This window comes from Sphingobium limneticum (assembly GCF_008710155.1).
In the GTDB taxonomy this organism is placed as follows: Bacteria; Pseudomonadota; Alphaproteobacteria; order Sphingomonadales; family Sphingomonadaceae; genus Sphingobium; species Sphingobium limneticum.
On sequence record NZ_VYPZ01000004.1, the window covers coordinates 226,378 to 242,426 of the forward strand.

The window sequence follows — 16,049 nt, forward strand, 5'->3', positions numbered from 1 at the left end:
TTAATAATTGCCGCAAGCAATATTATTGCAATGCACCATAGGAGGCAGGATGAGCGATCCCATCGGATCAGGCGTCACTGAAGGGCAGGCCGGGCGGAACCTTCCGCCGTTGCGCCTGCATGTGCCAGAGCCGCCAGCGCGGCCCGGCGAAAGCGCCGACTTCACCCATTTCGACATTCCGGCCGCCGATGCAGCGCCGCGTCCCGATGAGACGGCGCAGCCCGGCGACATGCGCGACCTGGCCTATGGCCTGGTCCGCGTGCTGGATGAGGACGGTGCGGCCGTCGGGGCCTGGAACCCCAAGCTGCCGCCTGAGACGCATCTGCGGATGCTGCGCTACATGGCGCTGACCCGTGCGTTCGACGCACGCATGTTCCGCGCCCAGCGGCAGGGCAAGACCAGCTTCTACATGAAGTCCACCGGCGAGGAGGCGGTGTCGATCGGCGCCGCTCTGGCCCTGGCGCGCGACGATATGTGTTTCCCCAGCTATCGCCAGCAGGGCATCTTGCTCGCCCGCGACTGGCCGCTGGTCGACATGATGAACCAGATCTATTCCAACACTGGCGATCGGCTGAAGGGCCGCCAGTTGCCGATCATGTATTCGGCGCGGGAGGCGGGCTTCTTCTCCATCTCCGGCAACCTGACCACCCAATATCCCCAGGCGGTGGGTTGGGCGATGGCCAGCGCGGCGCGGGGCGACACCCGCATAGCGGCGACATGGTGCGGTGAGGGATCGACGGCGGAGGGCGATTTCCATTCCGCTTGCACCTTCGCCAGCGTCTATCGTGCGCCGGTAATCATGAATGTCGTGAATAACCAATGGGCTATCAGCAGCTTTTCAGGCTTTGCCGGAGCCGAGGCGACGACCTTCGCCGCGCGCGCCGTGGGCTATGGCATTGCTGGACTGCGGGTAGATGGCAATGACATCCTGGCGGTATATGCCGCGACGCGCTGGGCCGCGGACCGGGCGCGGGCCAATGGCGGGCCGACGCTGATCGAGCATTTCACCTATCGCGTCGAAGGGCATAGCACGTCGGATGATCCGACCGCCTATCGCTCCGCCGAGGAAAGCAGCCTCTGGCCGCTGGGCGACCCGATCGCGCGGTTGAAGGCGCATTGCATCACGCTCGGCATCTGGGACGAGGATCGCCACGCCGCGATGGACAAGGAACTGGCCGAGCTGGTCCGCGACGCTGCCCGTGAGGCGGAGAAGAACGGCATATTGGGCCATGGCCTGCATCATCCGATGGAATCGATGTTCGAGGATGTGTTCGAGGAAATGCCCTGGCACCTCAAGGAACAGCAACAGCAGATGCTGGACGAATGGAAGGCGGCTGGGCTGTGAGCGCGCCCGCTTTTTCCTCGCCCCTTCAGGGGAGAGGATACCGAAGCCTGACGGCTTGCCGTCTGGCGAAGGTTGGAGAGGGGGCATCCAAGGGCCACCTTCTCGCCATTCCCCCCCTCCCAGCTTCGACTAGGCAGCAACCTGCCAAGTCTTCGCAACCCTCTCCCGTGAAGGGGCGAGGGGAAGGATATGTCCATGACTGACACTCTGATCGAAACGCCTGCCGACGTGCAGCAGATGAACATGATCCAGGCGATCAACAGCGCCATGGACGTGATGATGGATCGCGACCCCACCGTGGTCGTGATGGGTGAGGATGTGGGCTTTTTCGGCGGTGTGTTCCGCGCCACCGCCGGCCTTCAGGCGAAACATGGCAAGAACCGCGTGTTCGACACGCCGATCACCGAATGCGGGATCATCGGCGTGGCGGTGGGCATGGGGGCCTATGGCCTGCGGCCAGTGCCGGAAATCCAGTTTGCCGACTATATCTATCCCGCGCTCGATCAGCTGGTGTCGGAAGCTGCGCGGCTGCGCTACCGGTCGGCCGGCGAGTTCATCGCGCCGATGACGGTGCGGTCGCCCTTTGGCGGCGGCATTTTCGGCGGCCAAACCCACAGCCAGTCGCCCGAAGGCATCTTCACCCATTGTTCGGGGATCAAGACGGTGATCCCGTCCACCCCCTATGATGCCAAGGGCCTGCTGATCGCCGCGATCGAAGATAATGATCCGACCATCTTCTTCGAACCCAAGCGCATCTATAACGGCCCGTTCGACGGCCATTATGATACGCCGGCGAAGAGCTGGGCCGGCCATGCAGACGCGCAGGTGCCGGCCGGCTATTATCGCATCCCGCTGGGCAAGGCGCGGATCGCGCGGGAAGGGCAGGCGCTGACCATCCTGTGCTATGGCACGATGGTGCATGTGGTAGAGAATACGGTGGCGGCGCATGGCGTCGATGCTGAGATTATCGACCTGCGCAGCCTGGTGCCGCTGGATATCGACACGATCGAGGAATCGGTGCGCAAGACCGGCCGCTGCCTGATCGTGCATGAGGCGACCCGGACGTCCGGCTTTGGCGCCGAATTGCTCGCCCAGGTGCAGGAGCGTTGCTTCTATCATCTCGAAGCGCCGATCGAGCGCGTCACCGGCTTCGACACGCCCTATCCGCATAGTCTGGAATGGGCCTATTTCCCCGGCCCGGTGCGTATCCGCGAAGCTATCAACAAGATCATGAAGGACTGATCAGTCATGGCACTGTTCACATTCAAGCTGCCGGATATCGGCGAAGGCATCGCACAGGCCGAAATCGTCGGCTGGCACGTCAAGGTGGGCGACCGGGTCGAGGAAGACCAGCCGATCGCCGACATGATGACCGACAAGGCGACGGTCGAGATGGAAAGCCCGGTCGCGGGCACGGTCGTGCGGCTTGCCGGCGAACCGGGCGACCAGATTTCGATCGGCGCGATGCTGGTGGAGATAGAAATGGACGGCGAAGCCGCCGCTACGCCGCCGCCGTCGGTCGAAACGATCGAGGCGGAAGTGCCGGGCGATGCTGTGGTTGCGGAAGCCGCCGAAACGCCCCTCCCTATCAGGGAGGGGCCGGGGGTGGGTGGCGAGCGTCGCGAGCCTTCTGCCGTTGCGGACGTTGAACCGCCTGCGGCGGTACCCACCCCCAACCCCTCCCTGAAAGGGAGGGGGGAAGAAGTGGTTTTAGCCTCTCCCGCCGTGCGTGCGCGTGCCAAGGAACTGGGCGTCGATCTTGCCCAGGTGAAGCCTGCCGGCGATCATATCCGCCATTCGGACCTCGACGCCTATCTGCTTTATGGACAGGGGCAGGGCTATCGCCCGGCTGGCCGGTCCGCCAAGCGCGCGGATGAACAGGTCAAGGTCATCGGCATGCGTCGCCGCATCGCTGAGAATATGGCGGCGTCCAAGCGCAACATCCCCCATTTCACCTATGTCGAGGAAATCGACGTCACCGCGCTGGAGGAACTGCGCGAGCAGTTGAATGCCCAGCGCGGCGACCGGCCCAAGCTCACCATGCTGCCGCTGCTGATCGTGGCGCTGTGCAAGGCGCTGCCGGATTTCCCGATGCTCAACGCCCGTTATGACGATGAGGCGGGCGTGGTGACGCGGCACGGTTCGGTGCATCTGGGCATGGCGACACAGACCGACGCGGGCCTGATGGTGCCGGTGATCCGCGACGCGCAGGATCGCAATGTGTGGCAGCTGGCGACCGAAATCCGCCGTCTTGCCGACGCTGCGCGGAGCGGCAAGGCAAAGTCGGAGGAACTGTCCGGATCCACCCTGACGCTGACGTCGCTGGGGCCTTTGGGTGGCATTGCCACCACGCCGGTCATTAATCGGCCCGAAGTCGCGATCATCGGTCCCAATCGCGTGATCGAACGCCCGATATTCAAGGGTAAGGAGATCGTCGCGGCGAAGCTGATGAACCTGTCGATCAGTTGCGACCATCGCGTCGTCGATGGATGGGACGCGGCCAGCTTCGTACAGGCGGTGCGCAAGCTGCTGGAGGCGCCGGCTTTCCTGTTCGTGGATTGAGTATCAGGGCAGGGGCGGGCGGCACGATGTCGCCCGCTTGCCCATTCAGCGCATAACCGCGCGATAGCTGAGGCGGCCGGCGCGGCCGGGCTGAACCATGTCGGGCAATTGCCAGCGTATATGGGTCACATCCTCTGCCACGGCGCGGCGCACGCCACCGAGCGGCGTGGGGAGCCATATCTGGTCCAGGCGGCCCCAATGGCTGCCGCCATCGACAGACACCATCATCGCCGGATCGCTGATTTCCGGGCGGATGCGGCGCGGCACCGGACGGGTGATGGCGGAATCGCGCAGCGCATGGCTGCCGTCATTGCGCCAATGGACGATGACGATCAGCGTATCGCCCGGACTGACCCGGTCGGCGCTCGCCAATGTGCGGCGTGCGCGGCCGTTAATGTCGGTCGATACCCGCTCCACGAACATCTGCGTGTCGAGGCGCATCGCCGGCTGCGCTGCAGCCACGCCTGTCATGCTGCCCATCGCCATGCCCGCCGCCCCGGCGAGCCTGGCCAAAAGCCTGCGCGTCATAGTCTTCCCCGTTCCTTCGTCCCCTTGGCGTCCGGACATAGCAATCGAGCGCAAATATTTGGTTAAGCCGGCCTTTTCCTTATGCACCGTCCGCTGACGCCCTTTGTAAATTGACGCTGCGCCCCCGGCAGCGCACATCGGGGTGAACGAAAGGGGAATCGGGCGTGCCATTGACGGAGTTGCAAGAGGTCAACCGGCGTCGCGACCGGCTGCTGGCGTCGATCGCGCTGACATCGGGTATCGGCCTCTTGCTGGCGCTGCCCTTCGCGTTACGGGCGGGGGCGGAGTTTTTCCTGCCGCTGACGGCCGCGCTGGTCGTCGCCATCGCGCTGGTGCCGCTGCTGGAATGGATGGAGCGGCGCGGGCTGCCTTCGGGATTTGCGGCGCTGATCGCGGTGGTGGGCTTCCTGGTTGTCGCCAATACCGCCTTGGTGCTGATCGTCGTGCCGGCGACCGAATGGTTCGTGATATTGCCGCAGCGCCTGCCGCAAATTCAGGCGAACCTGGCGCCGCTGATCGACTTTTACGCCAATCTTCAGCGCTTCGTGGATGAAACCGTGCAGATGCTGGCGACCGGCCCGGTGGCGGCGGCGCAGACGGCCGCGGTGGAGGCGCCACGATCCCTGCTGCAATTTGCCGCCACGTCGGCGCCCTCGGCCATCATCCAGATGGTGTTCGCGCTGCTCATCATCTATTTCTTCCTCGCCGGCTGGACCCGGCTGCGGCGGCGCACGATCAACAGCCGGGGCAGTTTCGACGGCGCGATGGCGGTGGCGCGGGTGATCCAGAATGTGGTCGATGCGACGTCGGCCTATGTCATCACCATCGCGATCATCAACCTGTCGCTGGGCCTGGCCGTGGCGGTCGCCCTGTGGCTGATCGGCATGCCTTCGCCGCTGATGTGGGGCGGCATCGTGGCGCTGCTCAACTTCGTACCCTATTTCGGGCCGATGCTGGCCGCCGTGCTGTTGGGGCTGGGCGGCCTGATGGTGTTCGACGACGTCTATGTCGCGCTGTTGCCGGCCGGATTGCAGGTCGGCTTCCATCTGGTGGAGGCCAATGTCATCACCCCGCTGCTGCTGGGGCGCCGGCTGACGATGAACCCGCTGCTGATTCTCCTGTCGCTGACCTTTTGGGGGTGGGTATGGGGCACACCCGGCGCGTTGCTGGCGGTGCCGTTGCTGATCATCATCCAGACGGTCGTGTCGGCCGCCGGCACCCCGGATATTGCCGGTTTCCTGTTCGAGCAGGGCACGTTGACCGTGTCGCCCCGCAAAGAAAATGACGAGAAAGATGAAACTGATGTTGCGGACGGTTGACAGCATCGCAGGACGCTCATAGACGGCGCTTCCACACCAAACGCGGGTGTAGCTCAGTTGGTTAGAGTGCCGGCCTGTCACGCCGGAGGTCGCGGGTTCGAGCCCCGTCACTCGCGCCACTTTCCTTGACCGGAGGGTGGATATGGTGTTCCAGACTGCATCGTCTGGTGGTTGAAAAACCGCAAAAGATGTCGCCCTGCGCGGGTGTAGCTCAGTTGGTTAGAGTGCCGGCCTGTCACGCCGGAGGTCGCGGGTTCGAGCCCCGTCACTCGCGCCACCTTCCTTGACCGGAAGGTGATTTTCCCAGATATTGCATCATCTGGCGGCTTTTGAGCCGATAAGGATGCAGCGCCTACGCGGGTGTAGCTCAGTTGGTTAGAGTGCCGGCCTGTCACGCCGGAGGTCGCGGGTTCGAGCCCCGTCACTCGCGCCACCGCTTCTATGAAGCGGTGGGAATATGTTCAGCGCCAGCGCCCGGTTTCCATCCAGGCCAGCAGCCGCCGCAGCGGCAAGACCCAGATCCACACGATCCCCAGCACGACATAGACCGGCACCTGCGCCCACATCGGCAACGCGCCGATCAGGCCGGACAGGCTGCCCACCATGATAGCCCACAACGCGATCAGCGTGACGATGGCCAGCATGCCCACAGGCTTGCGCCAGCTGGGCTGATGATAATGGCGCGGGTCGATGCTCACAGGCCCGGTCCTTCGATCAGTTCGACTTCGGTCATGATGATGTCCAGCGGCAGATCCCACGGATCGGCAGGCACCGCGTCCAGTTCCTGCGCGGACCAGGCGATGCCCACGCGCAGCGCGTCGGGGAAGCGGGCGAAGGCGCGGTCATAATAGCCGCCCCCCTGGCCCAGCCGGTTCATCGCCCGGTCGAAACCGACCAACGGGGCGATGATGACGTCGGGCGCGACCGGCCCGTCCTTGGGTTCGGGATGGCTGGTGCGGAACAGGCCGGGCACCAGATGATCCTCCGGCTCCCAGGGCAGGAAATCCATGCTGCCCAGCCGGTCGAGTACGCGCGGCAACGCCACGACCTTGCCCATCGCCTGCAACTGTCCGGCCATGCGCTGGGCCGGTGCCTCGTCATCCAGGCCCATATAGAGCGCCACGACCGCGGCATCGGCGATCCGGCGGGCCAGTGGGGAGGGGACGACCTTGAACGCCAGTCGATGCGCCAGCGGGTCCAGCGTGGCGACGAAGCCGCTGCGTCGTTGCCGGGCGATGGCGCGCAGGCTGTTCTTGTCGGCGGCGGGTGTCTCGTCGCTCATGATGACCTTATCGGATCGGAAGAGGGGTTGGGGAGGGTGACGGGACCGCCTCGGCCGTGTGCTGGAATATCCTCTGACGCCTCAACGTCAGGTGGGGACCATGTAGAACGGGCCGGAGCCCGCCCAGGGACAGCCCCCTTGGATGTGATTATCGCCTCAGGGATGTTCGCTAAAGCTCGTACCGCGCAGTACCCGTCACCGATCAATCTAGGCGTTGTCGGCCCGGCCGGCAAGTCGTTCGCGCAGCTTTTCTATGCGCCCGGCCAAAGCCTCGATCGCCTGAACGCTTGGTTCGTCGTCGCCGTCCAATTGCAACCGGGCCTGTCGGCCGGCATTGTCCCGCTTCAATTCGTTCAGTTCGTCGGCCAGGAACAGCGCAGCGAACAGCAGGGTGCGCACCTCCGTCAGACCCGGCGTGCTTTGCTGGGCGACCCGCGCCTTATCCTCGATCAGGCTTGCCAGATGCGCCAGATGCGCTTCCTCGCCATCGCGGCAGCGGATTTGATAATGGCGGCTGGCGATCACCAAATTCGTTTCAGCCATGGGCATGCCCTTTCAGCGTGTCGATAAGATCGTCCAGCGAGCGCAGCGCGGCGCGCGCGGCTTTCTGGTCCACGGCGGGGAGGGGATCGGCCGGGGCTATCAGACCCGCCACATCCTGTTCAAGCCGGCTCACAGCACGCTCCAGCGTGCCGATCGCCTGCATCATGCGGTCGCTTGCCATCGCCCATCCATAGCGAAAGAAAAGGCCCTGCAAAAGCGCTCTTTGGGGCAGCTGACCCCGCTCTTGGCACCCGTGCGGTTGACGCATGGGGCTTGACGCGACAAAGGGGGCGCGATCTCGACTCGCCTGCATGCGCGCGGGCGCCGTCCTTTGCCACGTTCAGGAAAGACGCCAGCCCAGATGACCGTTTCCGAAAAGTCGCTCGCCAACGCCATCCGGGCGCTGTCCATGGACGCCGTACAGGCCGCCAATAGCGGCCATCCGGGCATGCCGATGGGCATGGCCGATGTGGCGACCGTGTTGTTCGGCGATTATCTGAAGTTCGACCCGACCCAGCCCAAATGGGCCGACCGCGACCGTTTCGTCCTGTCGGCCGGCCATGGGTCGATGCTGATCTATTCGCTGCTGCACCTGACCGGCTATGCTCGTCCGACCATCGAGGACATCGCCAATTTCCGCCAGCTGCACAGCCCGTGCGCCGGCCACCCCGAGAATTTCGAGCTGGCAGGCGTGGAGGCCACGACCGGTCCGCTGGGTTCGGGCCTGGCCACCGCCGTCGGCATGGCGATTGCCGAGCGTCACCTGAACGCGCAGTTCGGCGACGATCTGGTCGATCACCGCACCTGGGTGATCGCGGGCGACGGCTGCCTGATGGAAGGCATCAACCATGAAGCCATCGGTCTGGCCGGTCACCTGAACCTGGGTCGCCTGATCGTGCTGTGGGACGATAACAAGATCACCATCGACGGCGCCGTCGACCTGTCGAGCAGCGAAGATGTGCTGGCCCGCTATGCCGCGACCGGCTGGCATGTCGTGTCGTGCGACGGCCATGACGTCGCCGACGTCCGCCGCGCACTGGCCGAAGCGGTTGCCGACAGCCGCCCCTCGATCGTCGCCTGCGCGACCAAGATCGGCTATGGCGCGCCGAACAAGGCCGGCACGTCGGGTGTTCACGGCTCGGCGCTCGGCACGGATGAAGTCGCCGCCGCGCGCGAGTTTCTTGGCTGGACCGCCGAACCGTTCGTCATCCCGGCCGACATTGCCGACGCGTGGAAGGCCATCGGCGCCAAGGGCCGCGACGTTCGCGCCGCCTGGGAAGGTCGCCTTGCAAGCAACGAGAAGGCGGCGGAATTTACCCGCCGGATGGCTGGCGAACTGCCCGCCGACTTCTCGCTGGAAACCTATATCGACAGCCTGATCGCCAATCCGCAGAAGGTCGCGACCCGCAAGGCGAGCGAGCTGGCCCTCGGTGCCATCAACGATCTGTTGCCCGAAACGCTGGGCGGCTCGGCCGACCTGACCGGTTCGAACAACACCAAGACCAAGTCGACCGGTCCGCTGACCAAGGACGATTATTCGGGTCGTTACGTCTATTATGGCATCCGCGAATTCGGCATGGCCTGCGCGATGAACGGCATGGCGCTGCACGGCGGCGTGATCCCCTATGGCGGCACCTTCCTGGTCTTCTCCGACTATATGCGCGGCGGCATCCGTCTCGCCGCGCTTCAGCAGCAGCGCGTCATTCACGTCCTGACTCATGACTCGATCGGTCTGGGTGAAGACGGCCCGACCCATCAGCCGATCGAGCATGTCATGTCGATGCGCATGATCCCGAACCTGGACGTCTATCGCCCGGCCGACATCGTCGAAACGGCGGAATGCTGGGAACTGGCGCTGAAGGATGCGACCGGCCCGTCGGTGCTGGCGCTGACCCGCCAGAACCTGCCGCAGCTGCGCACGGAAAAGAGCGAAAATCTGTCGGCCAAGGGCGCCTATCGCCTGGTCGCCGCCACCGCCGCGCGCAAGGTTGTGATCCTTGCCACCGGCTCGGAAGTCGAAATCGCGGTCAACACCGCCAAAACTCTGGAAGATCAGGGCATCGGCACCGACGTCGTCTCCGTCCCCAGCTTCGCCCATTTCGATGCGCAAGACGCGGCGTACAAGGCCGACATCCTGCCTGCCGATGTACTGCGCGTCTCGATCGAGGCGGGCACGACCTTCGGCTGGGAACGCTATACCGGCCTTGACGGCCTGCGCTTCGGCATCGACGGCTTCGGCGCGTCGGCCCCGGCCGAAGACCTTTACGATCATTTCGGCCTGACCGCCGCCAAGATCGCGCCGCAGATCGCGGCTGCTCTCTAAACCGCTTGCGCGCGCCGCCGGTTGGTGGCGCGCGCTGGCGGAGACCCTATAACCGAACAACACACCCCAGGAGGCTAGTGCAGTGGCAACGAAGGTAGCAATTAACGGTTTTGGACGTATCGGCCGCCTGGTGGCGCGCGCCATTCTTTCGCGCACCGACCATGATCTGGAACTGGTCAGCATCAACGATCTGGGCGACGTCAAATCCAACGCCCTGCTGTTCAAGCGTGACAGCGTCCATGGCAATTGGGCCGGCGACGTCAGCGTGGACGGCGATTTGCTGGTCGTCGATGGCAAGAAGATCAAGGTGACGGCCGAGCGCGATCCCGCCAACCTGCCGCACGCAGCCCTGGGCGTCGAAATCGCCCTGGAATGCACCGGCATCTTCACCACGAAGGACAAGGCAAGCGCGCACCTGGCCGCCGGCGCCAAGCGCGTGATCATTTCCGCGCCGGGCACCAATGTCGATCGCACCGTCGTGTTTGGCGTCAACCATGACGCGCTGACCGCCGACGACATCGTCATTTCGAACGCCAGCTGCACCACCAACTGCCTGGCCCCGCTCGCCAAGGTGCTGAACGATGCGATCGGCATCGAAAGCGGCTTCATGACGACGATCCACAGCTACACCAACGACCAGAATACGCTGGATCAGCTGCATAGCGACATGCGCCGCGCCCGCGCCGCTGCCCTGTCGCAGATCCCGACCTCGACCGGCGCCGCCCGCGCGGTGGGTGAGGTTCTGCCCGAATTGAAGGGCAAGCTGGACGGATCGTCGATCCGCGTGCCGACCCCGAACGTTTCGGTCGTTGACCTCAAGTTCATTCCCAAGCGCCCGACCACGAAGGACGAGGTCAACAGCCTGCTCAAGGCTGCGTCGGAATCCGGCCCGCTCAAGGGCGTGCTGGGCTATTCGGACGAACCCTTGGTATCGATCGACTATAATGGCGATCCGCGCAGCTCGACCGTCGACAGCCTGGAAACGGCCGTGGTCGACGGCAAGCTGGTCCGCGTGCTCAGCTGGTACGACAATGAATGGGGCTTCTCGAACCGCATGATCGACACCACCGGCGTCGTCGCGAAGTTCCTGTAAGACAAAGGTTGAAGGGCAGGCGAAAGTCTGCCCTTTCTCGTCATCCCAGCGAATGCTGGGATCTCGCTTTCTTCCTCGGCGTGGGAAGGGGAGGGAGATCCCAGCCTTCGCTGGGATGACGTCTATTCAGATTAGGGGAAGATATATGACCAAACCCTTCAAGACGCTCGACGATATGGGCGACATCACCGGCAAGATCGTGCTGGTGCGCGAAGATCTGAACGTGCCCATGCAGGACGGTTCGGTCAGCGACGATACCCGCCTGCGCGCAGCGATGCCGACCGTGCTGGAACTGGCCGATCGCGGCGCAAAGGTGCTGATCCTCGCCCATTTCGGTCGCCCTAAGGGGCAGAAGAACCCGGAATTTTCGCTGTCGAAGATCACCCGTCCGTTGACGCAGGTGCTGGGCCGCGACGTGCAGTTCATTCCCGACTGCCAAGGTGAAGCAGCGACGGACGGCATCGCCGTGATGCGCAACGGCGACATCGCGATCCTGGAAAATACCCGTTTCCATCCCGGCGAGGAAAAGAACGACCCGGCATTGGTCGATGCGATCGCCGCCATCGGCGACCTCTATGTCAACGACGCCTTTTCCGCCGCGCACCGCGCCCATGCCTCGACCGAGGGACTGGCGCACAAGCTGCCGTCCTTCGCGGGTCGTTCGATGGAAAAGGAACTGGACGCACTTCAGGCGGCGCTCGGCGAACCGGTGAAGCCGGTGGCCGCCGTCGTGGGCGGCGCGAAGGTGTCGACCAAGCTCGATGTTCTCAATAATCTCGTCACGCAGGTCGATCATCTGATCATCGGTGGCGGCATGGCCAACACCTTCCTCTATGCCCGCGGCGTCGATATCGGCAAGTCGCTGTGCGAGAAGGATCTGGCCGAAACCGCCGAAGCGATCTTCGACAAAGCGGAAGCTGCCGGCTGCATCATCCACCTGCCCTATGACGTCGTCGTGGCGAAGGAATTTGCCGCCAACCCGCCCAGCTTGCGCACCTGCAACGTGCATGAAGTCGCGGAAGACGAAATGATCCTGGACGTCGGCCCGGCTGCTGTCGAGGCGCTGGGCGATGCGCTCAAGAACTGCCGGACCTTGGTGTGGAACGGCCCGCTCGGCGCGTTCGAGATCGCGCCGTTCGACGCGGCGACCGTTGCGCTGGCGAAGACGGCGGCCGCACTGACCAAGGAAGGTCAGCTGACGTCGGTGGCTGGCGGCGGTGATACGGTCGCGGCGCTGAACCATGCGGGCGTGGGCAGCGATTTCAGCTTCATTTCGACCGCTGGCGGTGCCTTCCTGGAATGGATGGAAGGCAAGGAACTGCCGGGTGTGAAGGCGCTGTTCGTCTAAATTGCAATCGGCAGGGGCGTCAGCGTGTGAGGCTGGCGCCCCGGTCGAACAACAGGAAGGCGAGGGTGGCGACGCCGCCGATCGCCGCACCGGCCAGCGCGCTGGCACTCCAGCCGCCCGCTTCATAGGTGACAGAGCCGATCACCGATCCCAAAGCGCCGACCAGGAACATCACCGTCACATAGGCCGCGTTGATCCGTCCGCGCGCATGGGGATCGAGCGAGAAGATCAGCTTCTGCCCGGTGATCTGGCTCATCTGCACCGCGCCGTCGATCAGCACCGCCATGATGGTGAAGCCGATCAGGCTGCCCGCCGCCACGGTCCAGTCGGCCAGCAGAAAGCCCGCCGTAAGCCCCGCCAGTCCGATCAGCGAAGCGGGACGGGTCAGGCGGCGATCCGCCATCCATCCCGCAACCGGCGCCACCAGCGCGCCGCCGGCCCCTGCCAGAGCAAAGGCGCCGATGCCGGCATGGCCCAGATGAAATTCGTGGATCAATGCGAGCGGCGCGGCGGTCCAGAACAGGTTGAAGGCCGCGAACATCGCCGCCTGATAGAAAGCGCGCATCCGCACGACGCGATGCACGACCAGTTGCGAGAAGGTCGACGCCAACACCTGCCCATAATGCATGCCGCCCTTGGGCTGGCGCTTGGGGCAGGCGGCGAGCAGCGCGATGCCGACCATCGCCATCACGATCGCCGACACGATGAAGGTCGCGCGCCAGCCGACCGATCCGGCCAGGAAATTGGCGACCGGGCGGGACAGCATGATCCCGAACAGCAGGCCGCTCATCACCGTACCGACCACGCGCCCCTGCTTTTCCGGGCTGGCGAGGTGAGAGGCGAGGGGGACCAGCACCTGCGCGCCGGTCGCGCCCACGCCGGTCAGGATCGATGCGACCAGAAAGCTGGTGGGACCGGATGAAAAGGCGATGGCGAGGCAGCCGATGATCGTCGCCACGATCGAGGTCAGCACGATCCGCCGATTTTCGAACAGGTCGGCCAGCGGCACGACCAGAAACAGGCCGACGCCATAGCCCAGCTGCGTCAACGTGGTGATGAGTCCCGCCACGCTGGCCGACATGCCGATTTCCGGCCCGATCACGTCGATCAGCGTCTGCGCATAATAGAGATTGGCGACCATCACGCCGCATCCGACGGCCATCAACAGGATGGCGAGGGGGGAGAGGTCGGCGGGCTTGGCGGCGGCGATGCTGGTCATGCCGTGCCCTATGGGTTCCATGTCGCAACCTTTCAACCCGTGCCGGCGCGATTCATGGTGCGATGCAGCAGTTTGCCCGCCGAAATCCGGGCAATCGTCCTTGCGATGCGGCATGGGACTGGCTACCAGCCCGGATACCGGCGATCATCGTCAGACGGTCGCGCAGGGTAGGCAGATGATGGAGCGTCTGCCGACAATCGATTATGGGCCGCGATATGGCGGCGCCCAAGGGAAGGTATGTGCAGATGCTGGATCAGGACATGAAGCAGAAGATCGCAACGGGCGAAGGCTTTATCGCCGCGCTGGACCAGAGTGGCGGTTCCACGCCCAAGGCGCTCAAGGGCTATGGCGTCGAGGAAAGCGCCTGGTCGAGCGAAGAGGAAATGTTCGGCCTGATCCACGCGATGCGCAGCCGCGTCATCACCGCGCCGCCCTTCACCGGCGACAAGGTGCTGGGCGCGATCCTGTTCGAACGCACCATGGATGGCACCGTCGACGGCAAGCCGACCCCCACCGCGCTGATCGAACGGGGCGTCGTCCCCTTCATCAAGATCGACAAGGGGCTGGAGGATGAGGCGAACGGCGTGCAGCTGATGAAGCCCAATCCCGGCCTCGACACGCTGCTCGCCCGCGCCAAGGGCCTGGGCGTGTTCGGCACCAAGGAACGCTCGGTCATCAATCTGGCCAATCGCGAAGGCATCGCTGCCGTCGTCGCGCAGCAGTTCGAAGTCGGCATGCAGGTATTGGCCGGCGGTCTGATGCCGATCATCGAGCCGGAAGTGAACATCAAGTCGCCCGAACGCGCCGAAGCCGACCAGATCCTGCTGGAAGAAATCCTCAAGAATCTCGATGCCTTGGACGAAGGCGTTCAGGTGATGTTGAAGCTGTCGCTGCCTGCCAAGGCCGGCCTGTTCGACCCGCTGGTCGACCATCCCGCCGTGCTGCGCGTCGTTGCCCTGTCGGGCGGTTTCGCGCGTCCCGAAGCCTGCGTCGAACTGTCGAAAAATCGCGGCATCATCGCCAGCTTCAGCCGCGCGCTGCTGAACGATCTGCGCCATCAGATGACCGACGCGGAATTCAACGCCTCGCTCGGCGAAGCGATCGACGAAATCCATGGCGCTTCGGTCGCCAAGCAGCCGGTCGCGGCCTGATCGGATTTGGGGCCGGGCGGCTATAGGGCTGCCCGGCCTTTTCCATGAGAAAATGACCCGTTCGTTTCGAGCGAAGTCGAGAAACGGAAAGCGCGGTTCTCGCGGCTTCTCGACTGGGCTCGAAGCGAACGGTTATCGGGCGTTTTGGCGCTTCACCATCGGCAGCACCTTGTCCAGCGGCAGCGCTTCCGCCGTGCCGCGATGACCCACCACTGTCTGCGCCTTGAACAAGGCGTTCAGCACGGCCTCCTCGGTCGCTTCGATCGTCGCCTGAAACAGCGGTGATACCCGGTCGTTGGGCATATCCTCCACCGCCGCCACGGCGTTGCGCTTCGCCGCCGTCCGCCGCACCGCTACATTCGTGGAAAAAGCCACGGCATAGTCGCCCGACCCGTTGGAAAAGCTGGACCCCGTCCGCGCGATCCCGCCAAAGGCGCGCTCGGCCACGCGGCGCAGATTGCGGTCCGACAGCGGGGCATCGGTGGCGATCACGATCACGACGGATCCGTCCGCCTTCTTTTCTTCCACCTGCTGCCGATAATCATATTGGCCCAGCTTCACCCCTACCGGCACGCCCGCAATGGTCAGCACGCCGCCATAATTGGCCTGCACCAGCACGCCGACGGTCCAGCCTCCCAGCGAAGCGGGTAGTTTGCGCGACGATGTGCCGATCCCGGCCTTATATCCGAAGGCGATGGTGCCGGTGCCCGCGCCGACCGCGCCTTCCTCCACCGCACCGTCCTTCGCCGTCTCGATCGCCCGGTGCGCGTCGGCGATCGTCACATGGCGACCGCGAATATCGTTGAGCGTGCCGTCATTCGTCTCGCCCACCACGGCGTTGACCGATCGCACCTCTTCATTGCCCGGCTGGGCCAGTGTCCATTCGACCGAGGCCGCTGCGGCTTCCGCCACGTTCAGCGTGTTGGTCAGCATGATCGGCGTCTCGACCTCGCCCAGTTCGGCCAATTGGGTCGACCCCATGAATTTGCCGAACGCATTATAGGCGACGAAGCCCGCCGGCACCTTGTCCTGAAACAGGTTGCCGCCATGGGGCAGGATGGCGGTGACGCCGCTATTGACGTCATGGCTGCGCGGCAAGGTGACCTGGCCGACTTTCACGCCCGCCACATCGGTGATCGCATTGAGCGGTCCCGGCTGGAGGATGCCGACCGTGACGCCGGCCTCCCGCGCGCGGGGGCGAGGCGTTTCCTTAGCCGCTTCCTTGGCCAGCAGCGGCGCACCGGACAGCAGCAGGATGGCGGCGATGGCATGGCGCATGATGGGTTCCCTGAAAACGATCCGCCCCTCTATCAAGCGCGCACGCGCCTCGCCACAC

15 protein-coding genes, 3 tRNA genes and 1 other RNA gene are annotated in these 16,049 nt (G+C 64.5%); 11 read left to right on the forward strand and 8 right to left on the reverse strand.

Annotation, left to right across the window (positions count from 1 at the left end; genetic code table 11):
- Positions 1-49: 49 nt before the first annotated feature.
- The 3 genes from F4U94_RS07330 to F4U94_RS07340 all read left to right on the forward strand — a co-directional run bounded on the left by F4U94_RS07330 (position 50) and on the right by F4U94_RS07340 (position 3,907).
- A complete protein-coding gene (locus F4U94_RS07330) occupies positions 50-1,345 on the forward strand; it encodes a 3-methyl-2-oxobutanoate dehydrogenase (2-methylpropanoyl-transferring) subunit alpha (protein ID WP_150411881.1) in 1,296 nt (431 codons plus the stop codon).
- A gap of 237 nt (positions 1,346-1,582) precedes the next feature.
- The gene (locus F4U94_RS07335; RefSeq protein WP_120252070.1) at positions 1,583-2,587 is read left to right on the forward strand and encodes an alpha-ketoacid dehydrogenase subunit beta; all 1,005 of its coding nucleotides are present in this window, start codon (positions 1,583-1,585) and stop codon (positions 2,585-2,587) included.
- A gap of 6 nt (positions 2,588-2,593) precedes the next feature.
- On the forward strand, positions 2,594-3,907 hold the full coding sequence (locus F4U94_RS07340; RefSeq protein ID WP_120250243.1) for a dihydrolipoamide acetyltransferase family protein: 1,314 nt from the start codon (positions 2,594-2,596) through the stop codon (positions 3,905-3,907).
- Between the two features lie 45 nt (positions 3,908-3,952).
- Here the strand turns inward: F4U94_RS07340 and F4U94_RS07345 are convergent, their stop codons facing one another.
- Positions 3,953-4,393 carry a hypothetical protein gene (locus F4U94_RS07345; RefSeq protein WP_120250242.1) on the reverse strand — a complete coding sequence of 147 codons (441 nt, stop codon included), beginning with the start codon at positions 4,391-4,393 and terminating at the stop codon, positions 3,953-3,955.
- Positions 4,394-4,599: 206 nt separating this feature from the next.
- On the opposite strand from F4U94_RS07345, the gene F4U94_RS07350 reads away from it, so the two are divergent.
- The 4 genes from F4U94_RS07350 (at position 4,600) to F4U94_RS07365 (ending at position 6,187) form a co-directional block, all read left to right on the forward strand.
- Positions 4,600-5,754, forward strand: a complete 1,155-nt coding sequence (locus F4U94_RS07350; protein ID WP_120250241.1) for an AI-2E family transporter — start codon at positions 4,600-4,602, stop codon at positions 5,752-5,754.
- Positions 5,755-5,796: 42 nt separating this feature from the next.
- Positions 5,797-5,873 (forward strand) — tRNA-Asp (locus F4U94_RS07355).
- 81 nt (positions 5,874-5,954) lie between these two features.
- Positions 5,955-6,031 (forward strand) — tRNA-Asp (locus F4U94_RS07360).
- A 79-nt stretch (positions 6,032-6,110) separates the two neighbouring features.
- Positions 6,111-6,187, forward strand: a tRNA-Asp gene (locus F4U94_RS07365).
- A gap of 28 nt (positions 6,188-6,215) precedes the next feature.
- On the opposite strand, the gene F4U94_RS07370 is transcribed toward F4U94_RS07365, so the two are convergent.
- The 5 genes from F4U94_RS07370 to F4U94_RS07385 form a co-directional block, all read right to left on the reverse strand.
- Positions 6,216-6,452, reverse strand: a complete 237-nt coding sequence (locus F4U94_RS07370; protein WP_120250240.1) for a DUF2842 domain-containing protein — start codon at positions 6,450-6,452, stop codon at positions 6,216-6,218.
- Complete coding sequence (locus F4U94_RS07375; RefSeq protein ID WP_120250239.1) at positions 6,449-7,036, reverse strand: 5-formyltetrahydrofolate cyclo-ligase; 588 nt, start codon at positions 7,034-7,036, stop codon at positions 6,449-6,451. The genes F4U94_RS07370 and F4U94_RS07375 overlap by 4 nt, the downstream gene beginning before the upstream one ends.
- A 38-nt stretch (positions 7,037-7,074) precedes the next feature.
- Positions 7,075-7,231, reverse strand: a non-coding RNA gene (gene ssrS / locus F4U94_RS25535) — 6S RNA.
- 12 nt (positions 7,232-7,243) lie between these two features.
- A complete protein-coding gene (locus tag F4U94_RS07380) occupies positions 7,244-7,579 on the reverse strand; it encodes a cell division protein ZapA (RefSeq protein ID WP_120250238.1) in 336 nt (111 codons plus the stop codon).
- Positions 7,572-7,760: a hypothetical protein gene (locus F4U94_RS07385; RefSeq protein ID WP_120250237.1), complete on the reverse strand. Its 189-nt coding sequence runs from the start codon at positions 7,758-7,760 to the stop codon at positions 7,572-7,574. The genes F4U94_RS07380 and F4U94_RS07385 overlap by 8 nt, the downstream gene beginning before the upstream one ends.
- Before the next feature lie 180 nt (positions 7,761-7,940).
- Here F4U94_RS07385 and tkt point away from each other — a divergent pair, with 180 nt between their 5' ends.
- From tkt to F4U94_RS07400, 3 genes are all read left to right on the forward strand, one after another.
- Positions 7,941-9,902, forward strand: coding sequence for a transketolase (gene tkt / locus F4U94_RS07390; RefSeq protein ID WP_120250236.1), 1,962 nt, complete (start codon positions 7,941-7,943; stop codon positions 9,900-9,902).
- 82 nt (positions 9,903-9,984) lie between these two features.
- On the forward strand, positions 9,985-10,995 hold the full coding sequence (gap, locus tag F4U94_RS07395) for a type I glyceraldehyde-3-phosphate dehydrogenase (RefSeq protein ID WP_120250235.1): 1,011 nt from the start codon (positions 9,985-9,987) through the stop codon (positions 10,993-10,995).
- Between the two features lie 145 nt (positions 10,996-11,140).
- Entirely contained in the window at positions 11,141-12,343 is a 1,203-nt protein-coding gene (locus F4U94_RS07400) for a phosphoglycerate kinase (protein WP_120250234.1), read from the forward strand.
- Positions 12,344-12,362: 19 nt separating this feature from the next.
- Here F4U94_RS07400 and F4U94_RS07405 read toward each other — a convergent pair whose 3' ends face one another.
- The gene (locus F4U94_RS07405; protein WP_120252069.1) at positions 12,363-13,562 is read right to left on the reverse strand and encodes an MFS transporter; all 1,200 of its coding nucleotides are present in this window, start codon (positions 13,560-13,562) and stop codon (positions 12,363-12,365) included.
- Between the two features lie 245 nt (positions 13,563-13,807).
- Between F4U94_RS07405 and F4U94_RS07410 the strand changes: the two genes are divergently transcribed.
- Positions 13,808-14,713, forward strand: a complete 906-nt coding sequence (locus tag F4U94_RS07410; protein WP_120252068.1) for a fructose bisphosphate aldolase — start codon at positions 13,808-13,810, stop codon at positions 14,711-14,713.
- Between the two features lie 132 nt (positions 14,714-14,845).
- Here F4U94_RS07410 and F4U94_RS07415 read toward each other — a convergent pair whose 3' ends face one another.
- Positions 14,846-15,991: a DmpA family aminopeptidase gene (locus tag F4U94_RS07415; RefSeq protein WP_120250233.1), complete on the reverse strand. Its 1,146-nt coding sequence runs from the start codon at positions 15,989-15,991 to the stop codon at positions 14,846-14,848.
- Between the last annotated feature and the right edge of the window lie 58 nt (positions 15,992-16,049).

Bases quoted from the DNA above. Each gene is read 5' to 3' on its own strand.
- F4U94_RS07330 (WP_150411881.1), top strand. From the start codon at position 50: ATGAGCGATCCCATCGGATCAGGCGTCACTGAAGGGCAGGCCGGGCGG.
- F4U94_RS07335 (WP_120252070.1), top strand. From the start codon at position 1,583: ATGAACATGATCCAGGCGATCAACAGCGCCATGGACGTGATGATGGAT.
- F4U94_RS07340 (WP_120250243.1), top strand. From the start codon at position 2,594: ATGGCACTGTTCACATTCAAGCTGCCGGATATCGGCGAAGGCATCGCA.
- F4U94_RS07345 (WP_120250242.1), bottom strand. From the start codon at position 4,393: ATGGCGATGGGCAGCATGACAGGCGTGGCTGCAGCGCAGCCGGCGATG.
- F4U94_RS07375 (WP_120250239.1), bottom strand. From the start codon at position 7,036: ATGAGCGACGAGACACCCGCCGCCGACAAGAACAGCCTGCGCGCCATC.
- F4U94_RS07380 (WP_120250238.1), bottom strand. From the start codon at position 7,579: ATGGCTGAAACGAATTTGGTGATCGCCAGCCGCCATTATCAAATCCGC.
- F4U94_RS07385 (WP_120250237.1), bottom strand. From the start codon at position 7,760: ATGGCAAGCGACCGCATGATGCAGGCGATCGGCACGCTGGAGCGTGCT.
- tkt (WP_120250236.1), top strand. From the start codon at position 7,941: ATGACCGTTTCCGAAAAGTCGCTCGCCAACGCCATCCGGGCGCTGTCC.
- F4U94_RS07400 (WP_120250234.1), top strand. From the start codon at position 11,141: ATGACCAAACCCTTCAAGACGCTCGACGATATGGGCGACATCACCGGC.
- F4U94_RS07405 (WP_120252069.1), bottom strand. From the start codon at position 13,562: ATGACCAGCATCGCCGCCGCCAAGCCCGCCGACCTCTCCCCCCTCGCC.
- F4U94_RS07410 (WP_120252068.1), top strand. From the start codon at position 13,808: ATGCTGGATCAGGACATGAAGCAGAAGATCGCAACGGGCGAAGGCTTT.
- F4U94_RS07415 (WP_120250233.1), bottom strand. From the start codon at position 15,991: ATGCGCCATGCCATCGCCGCCATCCTGCTGCTGTCCGGTGCGCCGCTG.